This window comes from Rhodococcus sp. SB1D, from assembly GCF_048573875.1.
GTDB lineage: Bacteria > Actinomycetota > Actinomycetes > Mycobacteriales > Mycobacteriaceae > Rhodococcus_F > Rhodococcus_F qingshengii.
Genome location: NZ_JBMAIQ010000006.1, coordinates 260,865 through 273,561 on the forward strand (window position 1 = coordinate 260,865; position 12,697 = coordinate 273,561).

Below are 12,697 nucleotides of genomic sequence, written 5' to 3' on the forward strand. Positions count from 1 at the left end.
TCGGATTCACCCAGGCTAGACCAAAAGGACTAGTTGAGAATTCCCTGGCAACGCACCCGCGGAGCTTTGTCCAAAATGACCATTTTCGCAGTGGTTCACCACAATCCGACATTTAGCCGGTATGAGCCTCGAGAAACTGAACCGTGCGATCGAGTGCAGTGAGACCGTCGGCATTGTCCAGATCGAACTGATACTCGTGACCGAGCGCCGGAACGTGATCGGCCGGATAGAACAGTGTGTCGACCGCAACTCCCAACCCGGTCAATTTGTCAGCCATCGGTTTCGACTGAGAATCCGTCAACGGATCGGCGTTGCCGCCGCTGATGTAGGCAGGCGGAAATCGATCGGTGACGTGGTTCAAGGTCGACATCTGATCCGCTGCGTCGGTACTCATGAAGTCACGCACGCCGGTATACGCCCAGAGGGACCGATCAACTCCCCAACCGATGATGCCGGGTCCGCCGACCATGTTCCCGACGTCGTAGATTCCACAGTTCAGGATTACTCCACGTAACTGATCCGGCCGCAGCGACGGGACCACGCCCACACGGTTCGCATAGGCGGGATCAGTGATGAGAGTGGCGAGCTGACTCGAGAGTTGCGCTCCCGCAGAATCACCGGCCAGAACGATCTTCGTCGGATCAACATGCAGCCGTTCCGCATTCGCGACGACGTACGCGTGAGCGTCGTTGAGCTGCCGCACTGCCGTCGGATAGTGGTGCTCAGGTCCGAGTGAGTAGTCCAGGGACACAACTGTGTAGCCACGCGAGGCCAGCAACTCGTAGTACGGCGCGTAGTTGGACTTGCTTCCCGAGATCCAGGCACCGCCATGAGTCCAGATCACCGTAGGCAATGCGGTCGTCGTCGCTGCGGGAAAGTAGACATCCAGGTATGCGTCGTCGTCATCGGCGCGGTACTGCTGGTCCTTGATCGAGTCGACGCCTTCGGGCGCGTGCTTCTCGAGCGCCTCGGTGACTTTCACCGCATCACGATCGAAGACCCATCGCACGGTGAGTGCGCCAGGTCTCGGGCTCAGAACGAAGGCCAGAACCACGGCTCCGACCAGAACGAACACAATTGCCAGAGCCCACAGCAAGCGCCTGCGCCACCGATGCGGTGAAGGGTTCGTCATCGGGTTTCCTTCACTCTCGGCACAATGTCCGGATCAGCGTAACGCGAAGCCGGTACCGCCAAGTGCGATCAGCCGAGTTCAGCGATCCGCCTCTGCGCGAGTGCCTTGACTTCACCCTTGGCTACTTTGCCGCCTGCCGCCATCGGCAATTCGGCGACCGTCATCACGTACTCGGGTATGTACTCGCGGGTCACTCCTCGGCTCTGCAGCCAGGCGGTCAGATCCTCCGAACTCAGATCGTCATCGGCGGACACGACGACCGCACAGACCTTCTCACCGAACAGCGGATCGTCGACCCCGACCACGGCGACCAACTCCACCGAAGGGTGCGCGCGCACGTACTCCTCGACTTCGACCGCGGAGATGTTCTTGCCGCCACGAATGATGATGTCGGCTTTGCGCCCGACCACACGCACCCGTCCTGTCTCGTCGATCTCGACGATGTCGCCGAGAAGCATCCAACCGTCATCGGTGTACAACTCGTCGTTCGCATCGGTGTCCCCCCAATAGCCCTGACACATCAGCGGTCCGTTCACCCCAGGCTGACCGCGGCGGACGGAGCCGGTCATTTCCTTTGCCGCATCGTCGAATACACGAACTCGCATGCGATCGATGACGTGGCCGCACGTCTTCAGTCGGGTGTCGGAATCGTCCGAAACCGTCGTCACCGAGACGGCGCCGGTTTCGTTCGATCCGTAGAACTGCAGGACAGCCGCTCCGGTACGTTGTTCGAATGCCAGCGCCTCCGAATAGGGCACGGCTTCACCACCGGTGAACATGAAACGAAGTGACGAGAGATCGGCCGATTCCGCGGCCTCCGAACGCAACAGCATCTTGAATTGTGTACTCACACAATTCAAAGCAGTCACCCGTTCGCGCTCGATCAACTCGATCATCACCGAAACGTCGAAGCGTTCCATGACGACATTGCGAGCACCGAGTAGTGCCGGCAGGAAATGCGAAGTCCAGAGGCCGAATCCGAAAGGTGCTGGAACCGCGCCGAGGAACACCTCATCCGAACCGATCGCCGCCGCCTCGGCGGCAATCTCGGAGAAACCAACCCAACGATCCTCGGTTTGTGTGACCAGTTTGGGTAGGCCCGTTGTGCCGGAGGTCGAGTTCAGCATCGAAACGGCTGACGTGACAAAACACGGACTGGTTGCGGGGAACTGCTTTAGCTCGACCGGCAACGAGGTGAGTTCGCCGTTTGCGCTCACGCGTTCGAAACTCACGTCGGCGCGTTCGTCGGCGAAGACGACGTCCAGTCCGGGATGCTCTGCCCGCAGACTCGCCACGAGTTCGGCGGTATCGACGCCGCGCAGCGTGCGAGTGGTGACGAGTACGGAGGCTTCCGAGCGGGCGATCAGATGAGAGATCTCGCGAATGCCCGAGCGCGAACCGATTCCGACGGCGACGCGGCCGGTACGAAATGCTGCGCAGAGAGCCGCATGAAATACAGCGGTGTCGGGGAGCAACACGGCTACATGTCCGTATCCCTCACCAGCTAGATCCAGCGCCGACGCGATCGCATCGGCAGCCGCGTCGTACTGCTTCCACGACACCCTCGATTCCGGAGTGACAAAGGCGGTTTCGTCCGGGATGGTCTCAGACCAATGCCTGACCATTTCGCTGATGCTGACGCCGGCGAAGCGGTCCGGATTCGTGGCGAATTCACCGACGGTGAAGTCGAGTGTCTTCGTTTCAAGCATGATCGTCGATCATCTCCCGTCGGCGCTGAGGACGCCCATCGATTGTTTGTACGCGTTGTCCAGTGTCGCTGCGGAATCGCATTCGCGGACGAGTTCGCCGCGCTGCATGACATATCCGCGGTCGACAACCGATTTCAGTGCAGTAAGTGCCGGTTCCGTCACGATGACGGTCACACCCTCGGCGGCCAGACCCCCGACCAATGCTCGCAGCTCCGCGACGATTTTCGGTGCCAGTCCTGTCATCATCTCGTCGAGGAGCAACACCTTCGGGGTTTCCAGAAGGGCCCGCCCCAGAACCAACATCTGCTGCTCACCACCGCTGAGGACCCCGGCATAACTCTCCGAGCGTTCACGCAGGATCGGGAACCTCTCGAAAGCTGTTTCCACGGCTTCGGCTTTCAATCCCAGCAGGTCTGCGCCGACGCGTAGGTTCTCGCGAACGGACATTCGCATGAACAGTTGCCTGCCTTGGGGAACGTAGGCAAATCCGCTGCGGACACGATCCAGTGCCGATAATTTCTGGATCTCTCGACCATCGAATTTGATTGTCCCGGTGGCGGGAACCGAGCCGTAGATGGATCCCGCCAAGCTGGTCTTGCCCGCACCGTTCGGCCCGACGATCGCTGTCACTTCACCGGCGGGGGCGACAAGGGAGACTTCCCGGACGGCGACAGCGGATCCGTATCGAACTGTGACTCTGTCGAGTTCGAGCATGTCAGGCGCCTTCCTCGTATTCGGAACCGAAATAGACTTCTCGCATCGCGTCGCTGGCCAAGCACTCCTGCGGTGGTCCGTAGAACGCCACTGATCCGAAATTGAGCAGCACGATCTTGGTGGCGAGCGCCGCGATGAGATCGACGTTGTGATCGACCAGGACTACTCCCTTGCCCTGCGCGGCAATCGATCGCACGGCACCGGAGATGGCAGCGATGCCGTCGTGATCCGCACCGGCAAACGGTTCGTCCAACAGGAGGACTTCGGGTTCGGTCGCCATCGCCCGCGCCACCTCGACCAGACGCTGCGCGCCCAAACTGAGATCCCCGCAAGCACTCTCGACGTCGGTGACCGAGTATCGCGCAGCAATCTCCCGGGCCCGCTGTGCTGTCCGGTCCCAGTTCTCGAAAGGTCCTTTGATCGCCCACCACAGCGAGTGCAGCGGTGAGGTGATCTTGTGCCCGTACAGTCCCGGGATGATGTTGTCGACGGCGTCGAGTTCCGCCGCGAGCTGCGGATGTTGAAACGTGCGCGAGAGCCCTTGCCGTGCACGGCGCTCCGACGGCCCGGTCAAGGGAGCACCGGCGAGCGCGACGGTTCCGGAGTCTGCTTGCTGTGTGCCGAAGATGCAGTCCACCAGTGTGGTCTTGCCTGCCCCGTTCGGGCCGACAAGGCCGATCACCTCTCCCGGTCCGACGCTGAACGAGACATCGTCGACAGCGCGGACGCCGCCGTAGGACTTGTGGAGCCCGCTCACTTCGAGTAGCCGAGTCATCGATTGCCACGCTCCTTGTACAGACGGTTCATTCGACCCAGAACGTTCTGACTCCACCCGATCACCCCACCAGGCGCGACGATGAGGATCACCAGGACGGCTCCGGCAAGCAGGAGTTCGCCACTTCCCTGGTACCCGGGCATGTTCAGCGTCACGATCACCACGATCAATGCACCGAGCGGAGCACCCCACGCCGAACTGCGACCGCCGATGATCGGCATGAAGATCGCAAGGAAAACAATACTGAGAGTGAAGGTTTCAGGAGTGACAGCTTGCACCGACACGGTGAACAGCGATCCGCCGGTCGACGCGATCGCGGCACCGATCGCCAGCGCCACAACGGTCAGGTGCGCAGGATTGACGCCGGAAGACCGTGCGACATTACGATTGTCGCGGGCAGCTTGCAACATCAGCCCCCACACCGATTTCCGAAGTCGATCGACAGTGACCGCGATCAGACACACGAACAAGATCGCGAACACGACCAATGCGTAGCGCGGTGGCTCCCAGCCGAACATCGTCACAGTCTCGACGCCCGAGATCCCGGCCGACCCGCCGGTGAAACTCGGCCCGTCGATCAACCAGTGCTCGAAAGCGATACCGAACAACAAGGTCACCGCGGCAAGGTAGAAGCCGGAGAGTTTCTGTGTTGCCAAGCTGAGGAGTACTGCAACCGCTGCAGCGGCGAGGGCGCCGAGAATCCATCCCCACCACATCGACAACCCGGTCCGAACCGAGATCAGCGCAACGGCATACGCGCCGATCGCCGCATACGCGCTGTACGCCATCGACAGTGATCCCGCGAGCACGAATGGCACGTACATGCCGAGGGCGATCAGCGAATACGTCGCAGCGAGGAACACCAGATCCTGCCGGTACAGACTCGGCCCCATCCACAGCAGCACGGCAGCAACCACGGCCACGGTGATCAGCGCTTCTCGTGACACGGCGAGCATCCTCGTCCGGGAACTGCCGGCCGGAGTGGGCGGACTTGACGTCGGCGGACTGGTAGAAAGCGAGGCCATCAGACGCGAACCTTCCTCGAGAGCAAGCCTTCCGGACGGAAAGCGAAGAACACCAGGGCAATCAAGAGAATCGCGGTTTGAGCAGCACTCGCACCGAAGTAGTACGGGGCGAATACCTGGACGACGCCCAACACCATTCCGCCGATCAGCGGAGCCCAACTCCTGCCGGTACCACCGATGACGAGTGCGATGAATGCCGTCAGCGTCCATGACAGACCGCTCGTGAACTGAACACCGGCCTTGGGAGCGAACAGAAGTCCGGCGACCGCGGCGATCACACCCGCGAGGGTGAACGCGATGAGGCGTACCCGATCCACCGCCAAGCCCAGGACGCGGGCGGCATCCGGACTGTCGCCGACGGCGCGGAGCAGACGGCCCGACGTGGACCGGTTCAGCCACAGTCCGATACCGACGAAGATCAGAGCAGTTCCGACGACGAGCACAACGGTCGAACTGTCGACGGTCGCACCGAGTACCGATATCGGATCGAAGTCGAAGATCTTCTGCCCGGGAAGTGGTGTGCGGCCGAAGACAGTGCCGGCGAGCTGCTGGATCCCGAACAGTACTGCGGTCACCGCCACCAACGCCGGTAGTTCCCCACGACCCGAACGCTTCTGAACCTGTTTGACCACAAGCTTTTCCGTCAAGATCGACAGCGCCACCGCTACCGCGATCCCCAGCGGCATGGCAATCCAGAGAGCGAGCCCGTAATTGATCGCGACCCAACTCGACGCCATTGCCGCAGCCATAGCGTACGGGCCCATCGCAAAGTTGAAGAAGTCGGCGCCGACCACCACGAGATACATTCCGAGGGCTATCAGAGAGAAGAAGGCACCGATCTCGATGGCTGCGAGCCACAGTTGTGCGTCTGTCATGTCAAAGCTCCTCGGTTATCCGCACGGGGGTTGGTAGGAATCCCACGGATGGGCCGGTTTGTTGTCCTCACCGAATTCGACGAGCACCAGTCCGCAGAGGCTGTCCGGAGCAAGGTGATCCTGCGAGGAGAACGACAGTGTCAGTCCGTCCTGGCCGAAGCTGGCGGGAAGTGCCGAAACCTGTTGAAGAGCATCACGAACGGCCGTCCGATCTCGGTGATCGCCGGCAATCTCGATGGCCTCGGCCAACATCATGACGGCGTCGTACGCCTGTGCGTCGTAGGCGGTCAGTTGATAATCGGGCCCCTTGACCGCCTGCACCTTGCGACGCAGTTCGGCGGTTCTCGGGTTGTTCTCACTGAGCGAGCCCATGTACACCATGCCGCTCAACGCCTTCGGGTCCGCCAAAGCCCAAGATGCGGGCTGGTTTCCGATGGAAGCGAGTGAGAAGCGTTGCGTCTGCGGGGTGACCTTCGACAAGGTGTTGTGCGCGAGGATTTCGAAGTGCCCGCCGATACTGGCGACCAGAATCGCGTCCGGTTCGGTTTCCGCGAGACGTGAGACCTGTGCGGTGATGTCCGCGGCATCGACCGGCGCCTTTTCGACGCCCGTCACTCTCGCGCACTTCTCGAGCGCCGGCCGCAGGGTCTTGATGATTCCGTCGATGGACGCACTCGCGTCACCGAGAATTCCCAGGGACTTGTACCCCATCTTCTCGAAAGCCCCGCAGTACACCTGGGCGTACTGCTTCAACGAGTTCGGAATCATGAACGAGAAGTCGTTGTCGGGCGCCGAGGCAAAGGCGTCGCTGAGAACGACCGGAGCTATCGCAGGAATCTTCGACTGCTGGAGAATCGACTTGGCCTGCAGCACCGACCCGCTGCCCGTGGCGAGGATGACCGCACTTGATCCGTGATCGACCAACTTCCGAATGATCGACGGGGTCTTGGTGGGACTGCTCTCGTCGTTCTCGACAACCAATTCGACTTGCTTACCGTTGATTCCGCCCGCCTGGTTGATCAGGTCGACGGTCATCCGCACGGTCTTGCCGGCGATCGTGCTGTATGACGCACCGGGCCCGGTGGAGTCCTCGTCCAAACCGATGACGATGGTGTCTTCGGGAATGACACCGGCAGATGCGCACGCGCTCGCCCCGAGGACCACTGCCGCGCAGACGGCGATCGCCTTTCCGAGTCTCACATCGAACTCCCGTCCAAACTATGCTTGGTAAATCAAACAAGCGCTTGATTTACGAGTGTGGACAGAAGTATGCACTGGGTCACACTGATAGTCAAAATCCGAACTACACGCGCAGGAACTGCGGTGTTACGGCTTCTGCAGCTGCCGGATCGAGGAGCTGAGTTCGCGAATGACGGACTTCAATTCGTCGACATCAGAGCGGAGTTCGGCAAGGTCCGAGTCGGGAGATTCGGCCTGCGCTTCCTTCTTCGCCGTGCGCCGCGCAATGCGCGCCACCGGCTCGCCGTCGACGGAACGTGCGGCAAAGCCGTCCAGGAAAACGGAAATCAGATTGCGCTGCAAATCTTCGGCCAATTCGGAAAGCTGCGGGCGATACTGCGCGACGGTGGACCAGACGGATTCACGCAAGAGACGGTGAAACTGTTCGGGATCGATGTCATCCCGAAACTCCGCGTCGGCAATTCCGCGAGCGATAGCCGATCGCCAGTAGCTGTGTGCCTTCTGAACCAGGATGGTGATGGGCGCGTCCGCCGGTTGCGACGAAAGTATGGCTTCTCCCTGATAGACCTCCGTGGCATACGGGTGATCCACCGCCGAGGCAAAAGACACCGACACCATCGTGGCCAGCCGATTTCGAGCCGAACCTTCCGGTTCGATCGAGTCCTCGTACCGGACGTTGAGATCTTCGAGGAACCGGACGACGATCTCGTTGGCTATCGCATCCTTGGAGTCGAAGTAGTGATAGAGGCTGCCGGAGAGGATCCCGACTTCGTCGGCGATGTCTCGCACCGTCGTCGCGGCGATTCCCCGCTCACTGAACAGCTTGGCCGCATGAGCGAGTATTTCGTCCCGTCGGGTCGAGCGCACGAGAAGATCCTTCCGACGTTCCGATCGTCAAGCGAGTGCTTGATCAATTTCTCGTCGATGCTAACACCGCACCCTCGCTGACCTGCGGTGTGAGGTCCTGGACACCCAATCGAAACACCGGACACACACTTGTCACCGACAGTCATTCCACCGCAACAACTTCCACCTACTCTGTGCACTCGACGAATACAGCGTTGTATACGCACTCCGGATACAGATCTGTCAGAGCCATTGTCTGCCAGAGCCATCGACACGAAAGGCCCGTACATGCGAACCTTCTCGAAGCGCACCCTTGCCGCGCCGGCCGCTCTCGCCGCGCTGGGCTTGGTTCTCACCGGCTGCGGAAGCAAGGCAACAGACACCGCATCGGGAGATTCGACGGCTACGTCGTGCGTCGACACCTCGGGGGACACGATCAAGGTCGGTTCCCTGAATTCACTCTCGGGCACCATGGCCATCAGTGAAGTGACGGTCCGCGACTCCATCTCGTTGGCGGTGCAGGAGATCAACGATTCCGGCGGTGTGCTGGGCAAGAAGATTCAGATCGTGGCAGAGGACGGCGCGTCGGAGCCGACAGTGTTCGCCGAGAAGGCCGAGAAACTGATCAGCAGCGATTGCGTCGCAGCAGTTTTCGGTGGCTGGACCTCCTCGAGCCGCAAGGCCATGCTGCCCGTGTTCGAGGACAACAACTCTTTGCTCTACTACCCGGTCCAGTACGAGGGACTGGAAGATTCGAAGAACATCTTCTACACGGGTGCAACGACCAACCAGCAGATCATCCCGGCTCTGGATTACCTGAAGGAGAAGGGTGTCAAGTCGCTGTATCTGGTCGGCAGCGACTACGTGTTCCCGCAGACCGCCAACCGCATCATCAAGGCGTACGCGGCAGCGAACGGCATCGAGATCAAGGGCGAGGATTACACGCCTCTGGGTTCGACCGACTTCTCCACCATCGTGAACAAGGTCCGCACAGCCGACGCCGATGCCGTGTTCAACACACTCAACGGCGATTCCAACGTCGCATTCTTCCGTGAATACTCGAATGTCGGCCTGAAACCCGCCGACATGCCCGTCGTCTCCGTCTCTATTGCGGAGGAAGAGGTCGGTGGTATCGGAGTCCAGAACGTCGAAGGCCAGCTGACGGCGTGGAACTACTACCAGACCATCGACTCCCCCGAGAACAAGAAGTTCGTCGCGGCGTACAAGGCAAAGTTCGGCCAGGACAAGCCCACGTCCGATCCGATGGAAGCGGCATACACCTCCGTCTACCTCTGGAAGAAAACCGTCGAGAAGGCCAACTCGTTTGCGGTCAAGGATATTCAGGACAACGCCGACGGTGTGACCTTCCAAGCGCCCGAAGGACTCGTCACCATCGACGGCGACAACCACCACATCACCAAGACTGCCCGGATCGGCGAAATCCGTTCCGACGGACTGATCTACACGGTCTGGGATTCGGGACAGCCGATCGAGCCGGATCCGTACCTGAAGAACTACCCCTGGGCTGAGGGGCTCGGTAGCTGATCGACAAAAGGCGGAATTGACGGAATCGGCGAGTAGAGAGGTGGAGCGTCTGTCATGGATGTTGTGATCGGGCAGTTGTTCACGGGTTTGAGTATCGGATCGATTCTCCTGTTGGCAGCGTTGGGGTTGTCTCTCACGTTCGGGCAGATGGGTGTCATCAACATGGCACACGGCGAGTTCATCATGGCCGGCTCGTACACCGCATACGTAGTGCAGCAGGTGATCTCGAATGCAACGGGATCGTTGATCATTTCTCTGCTCGTCGGTTTCGTCGTCGGCGGACTGATGGGTGTTGTGCTCGAAGTGGTCCTGGTATCGCGGATGTACCACCGACCCCTCGACACCCTGTTGGTGACATTCGGCGTCGGATTGATCCTTCAGCAGTTGGCGCGCGACATCTTCGGCGCGCCGGCAGTCAATGTTTCGGCGCCGAGCTGGCTTTCGGGCGGGGTCGATATTTTCGGCGCCGTGGTGCCGAAAACCCGCATCTTCATTCTGGTGTTGGCGATCGCAGCAGTGATCGCACTTTCGGTCGCACTGAAGCAGTCGTCGATGGGTAGACGCATCCGGGCCGTCGTCCAGAATCGCGATCTGGCCGAGACGAGCGGAATCTCCTCTCGTCGTACGGACATCACGACCTTCTTCCTCGGTTCCGGGCTCGCCGGCGTCGCGGGTGTCGCGTTGACGCTCATCGGTTCCACCAGCCCGACCATCGGCCAGTCCTATCTGATCGACGCCTTCCTGGTTGTTGTCGTCGGCGGTCTCGGTCAGATGAAGGGAGCCGTGATCGCAGCCTTCGCCCTCGGCATCTTGAACTCGTTCATCGAGTACTCGACGACGGCGTCGATCGCGAAGGTGATCGTGTTCGTCATCATCGTCGTCTTCCTTCAAGTTCGGCCGCAGGGCCTGTTCGCAGTCAAGACGAGGAGCCTCGTATGAGCATCCTGAACAATTCCCGAATTCGGGTGTGGGGCGGTTTTGCACTTGCCGCGATCGTGCTGTTCGCCGTCGCTCCGGCTGTGCTCTCGGACTTCAGGCTGTCACTGTTGGCCAAATTCCTGTGCTTCGCCATAGTCGCTGTCGGCATCGGTTTGGCTTGGGGCAGAGGCGGAATGCTCACGCTCGGCCAGGGCGTCTTCTTCGGAATCGGCGCATACGTGATGGCGATGCACCTCAAGATCGCCGATGCCGAACTCAAGGGCGACGCGGTCCCGGACTTCATGTCCATCGCCGGCAAGACCGAACTGCCGGGATACTGGCAACCGTTCGCCTCGCCATTCGTGGCGATCTTCGCCATCCTTTTCCTGCCGGCCGCTGTTGCCTTTCTCCTCGGACTCGGTGTGTTCAAGCGGAGAGTCAAGGGCGCGTACTTCGCGATCCTCTCGCAAGCACTCGCCGCGGCTTTCGCGATCCTCTTGATCGGCCAGCAGTCGATCGGTGGCAGCAACGGCCTCAACCGCTTTCGCACGTTCTTCGGTTTCAACCTCAACGATCCGGCGAACAAGCAGATGTTGTTCTTCATCGCCGCCGGAGTTCTTCTCGCATCGGTCGCTCTGATTCGCCAGCTGATGAACTCCCGATACGGCGAACTCCTCGTCGCCGTCCGCGATCAAGAGGAGCGCGTACGTTTCCTCGGATACGATCCGGCGAACATCAAACTGGTCGCCTACGTGACCGCGGCGTTCCTCGCCGGTATCGCCGGTGCGCTGTTCGTTCCGATCGTGGGCATCATCTCCCCCGCCGACGTCGGGATCGTTCCGTCAATCGCCTTTCTCATCGGGGTCGCGATCGGTGGCCGCGCAACGCTTCTGGGTCCGGTACTCGGTGCGATCGGCGTCGCGTGGGCGCAGTCGACATTCTCGGAGAAACTCCCTTCGGGATGGATCTACGCACAAGGGTTGATGTTCATCGTCGTGGTCGGGTTCTTCCCGGCAGGTGTGGCCGGATTGTTCGCCCTGATGCGCCACCGCAAGAAGCGTGAGACCCCGGCCGACCCGCCGGTCAAGGTCTCCCAACCCGAACCAGTGGAGGTGTCGTCATGACCAACACAACCGCCACCAGCGAACCCACACCGGCACTGGGTGGCAACGCCGGAATGTCGTCCGAGTACCTCGAAGTACGAAATCTTTCGGTCAGCTTCGACGGTTTCAAGGCCGTCGACGGCGTCGACTTGACCCTCATGCAGGGCGACCTGAGGTTTCTCATCGGCCCGAACGGGGCTGGAAAGACAACGTTGGTCGACGCCATCACCGGACTCGTTCCCGCGACGGGTTCCATCACGAAGTCCGGCGAGCAACTGCTCGGCAAGAAGGTTCACAAGATCGCCCGCCTCGGCGTCGGGCGAACCTTCCAGACGGCAAGCGTCTTCGAAGAGCTCTCGGTGCTGCAGAATCTCGACATCGCGGCCGGAGCCGGCCGATCACCGTGGAACCTGCTCAGAAAACGCAAAGGTGTGCTTCCCGAGATCGAAGAGGCGCTGGAGACAACCGGGTTGGAGCACCTCAGGGACACCGCCGCAGGCATTCTGGCGCACGGACAGAAGCAGTGGCTCGAAATCGGAATGTTGTTGGTACAGAACTGTTCCGTGCTCCTGCTCGACGAGCCCGTCGCAGGCATGAGCCTCGAGGAGCGCGAGGAGACCGGGAACCTTCTGCGGCGCATCGGCGGTGCGCGAACCGTCGTCGTAGTCGAGCACGACATGGACTTCATGCGATCCTTCGCCACGTCCGTCACAGTGCTCGCCGCTGGGAAAGTGCTTGCCGAAGGAACTGTGGCGGAGGTCCAAGCCGACCCCAAGGTGCAAGAGGTCTACCTCGGCACAGCCGCTGCCGGAACCGATCTCGGCGCCGACACCGAACCGACCCCGGAGGACTGAA

At 60.8% G+C, this 12,697-nt stretch carries 12 protein-coding genes; 4 read left to right on the forward strand and 8 right to left on the reverse strand.

What is annotated here, in order from left to right; translation table 11 throughout:
- Positions 1 to 112 precede the first annotated feature (112 nt).
- From ACN50D_RS16200 to ACN50D_RS16235, 8 genes are all read right to left on the reverse strand, one after another.
- A complete protein-coding gene (locus ACN50D_RS16200) occupies positions 113 to 1,132 on the reverse strand; it encodes an alpha/beta hydrolase (protein WP_208689759.1) in 1,020 nt (339 codons plus the stop codon).
- Between the two features lie 68 nt (positions 1,133 to 1,200).
- Positions 1,201 to 2,841, reverse strand: coding sequence for a class I adenylate-forming enzyme family protein (locus tag ACN50D_RS16205; protein WP_054186878.1), 1,641 nt, complete (start codon positions 2,839 to 2,841; stop codon positions 1,201 to 1,203).
- 9 nt (positions 2,842 to 2,850) lie between these two features.
- Positions 2,851 to 3,555, reverse strand: a complete 705-nt coding sequence (locus ACN50D_RS16210) for an ABC transporter ATP-binding protein (protein ID WP_020906733.1) — start codon at positions 3,553 to 3,555, stop codon at positions 2,851 to 2,853.
- A 1-nt stretch (position 3,556) separates the two neighbouring features.
- Positions 3,557 to 4,330, reverse strand: a complete 774-nt coding sequence (locus tag ACN50D_RS16215) for an ABC transporter ATP-binding protein (protein WP_007735383.1) — start codon at positions 4,328 to 4,330, stop codon at positions 3,557 to 3,559.
- Positions 4,327 to 5,286, reverse strand: coding sequence for a branched-chain amino acid ABC transporter permease (locus ACN50D_RS16220; RefSeq protein ID WP_228232622.1), 960 nt, complete (start codon positions 5,284 to 5,286; stop codon positions 4,327 to 4,329). Before ACN50D_RS16220 ends, ACN50D_RS16215 begins: the two co-directional genes overlap by 4 nt.
- Before the next feature lie 68 nt (positions 5,287 to 5,354).
- Positions 5,355 to 6,230 (reverse strand): branched-chain amino acid ABC transporter permease, encoded by an 876-nt coding sequence (locus ACN50D_RS16225; protein WP_212633912.1) that lies wholly within the window; start codon positions 6,228 to 6,230, stop codon positions 5,355 to 5,357.
- Between the two features lie 15 nt (positions 6,231 to 6,245).
- Positions 6,246 to 7,430 (reverse strand): ABC transporter substrate-binding protein, encoded by a 1,185-nt coding sequence (locus tag ACN50D_RS16230; RefSeq protein ID WP_042452925.1) that lies wholly within the window; start codon positions 7,428 to 7,430, stop codon positions 6,246 to 6,248.
- Between the two features lie 126 nt (positions 7,431 to 7,556).
- Positions 7,557 to 8,297 carry a TetR/AcrR family transcriptional regulator gene (locus ACN50D_RS16235; protein ID WP_208689761.1) on the reverse strand — a complete coding sequence of 247 codons (741 nt, stop codon included), beginning with the start codon at positions 8,295 to 8,297 and terminating at the stop codon, positions 7,557 to 7,559.
- Between the two features lie 267 nt (positions 8,298 to 8,564).
- Here ACN50D_RS16235 and urtA point away from each other — a divergent pair, with 267 nt between their 5' ends.
- The 4 genes from urtA to urtD are packed head-to-tail and all read left to right on the forward strand — an operon-like array spanning position 8,565 to position 12,696.
- A complete protein-coding gene (urtA, locus tag ACN50D_RS16240) occupies positions 8,565 to 9,821 on the forward strand; it encodes an urea ABC transporter substrate-binding protein (RefSeq protein ID WP_212633913.1) in 1,257 nt (418 codons plus the stop codon).
- 54 nt (positions 9,822 to 9,875) lie between these two features.
- Complete coding sequence (urtB, locus tag ACN50D_RS16245; protein ID WP_003941514.1) at positions 9,876 to 10,760, forward strand: urea ABC transporter permease subunit UrtB; 885 nt, start codon at positions 9,876 to 9,878, stop codon at positions 10,758 to 10,760.
- Positions 10,757 to 11,863, forward strand: a complete 1,107-nt coding sequence (urtC, locus tag ACN50D_RS16250; protein WP_007735392.1) for an urea ABC transporter permease subunit UrtC — start codon at positions 10,757 to 10,759, stop codon at positions 11,861 to 11,863. The genes urtB and urtC overlap by 4 nt, the downstream gene beginning before the upstream one ends.
- A complete protein-coding gene (gene urtD / locus ACN50D_RS16255) occupies positions 11,860 to 12,696 on the forward strand; it encodes an urea ABC transporter ATP-binding protein UrtD (protein WP_003941545.1) in 837 nt (278 codons plus the stop codon). The genes urtC and urtD overlap by 4 nt, the downstream gene beginning before the upstream one ends.
- The last annotated feature ends 1 nt before the right edge of the window (position 12,697 follow it).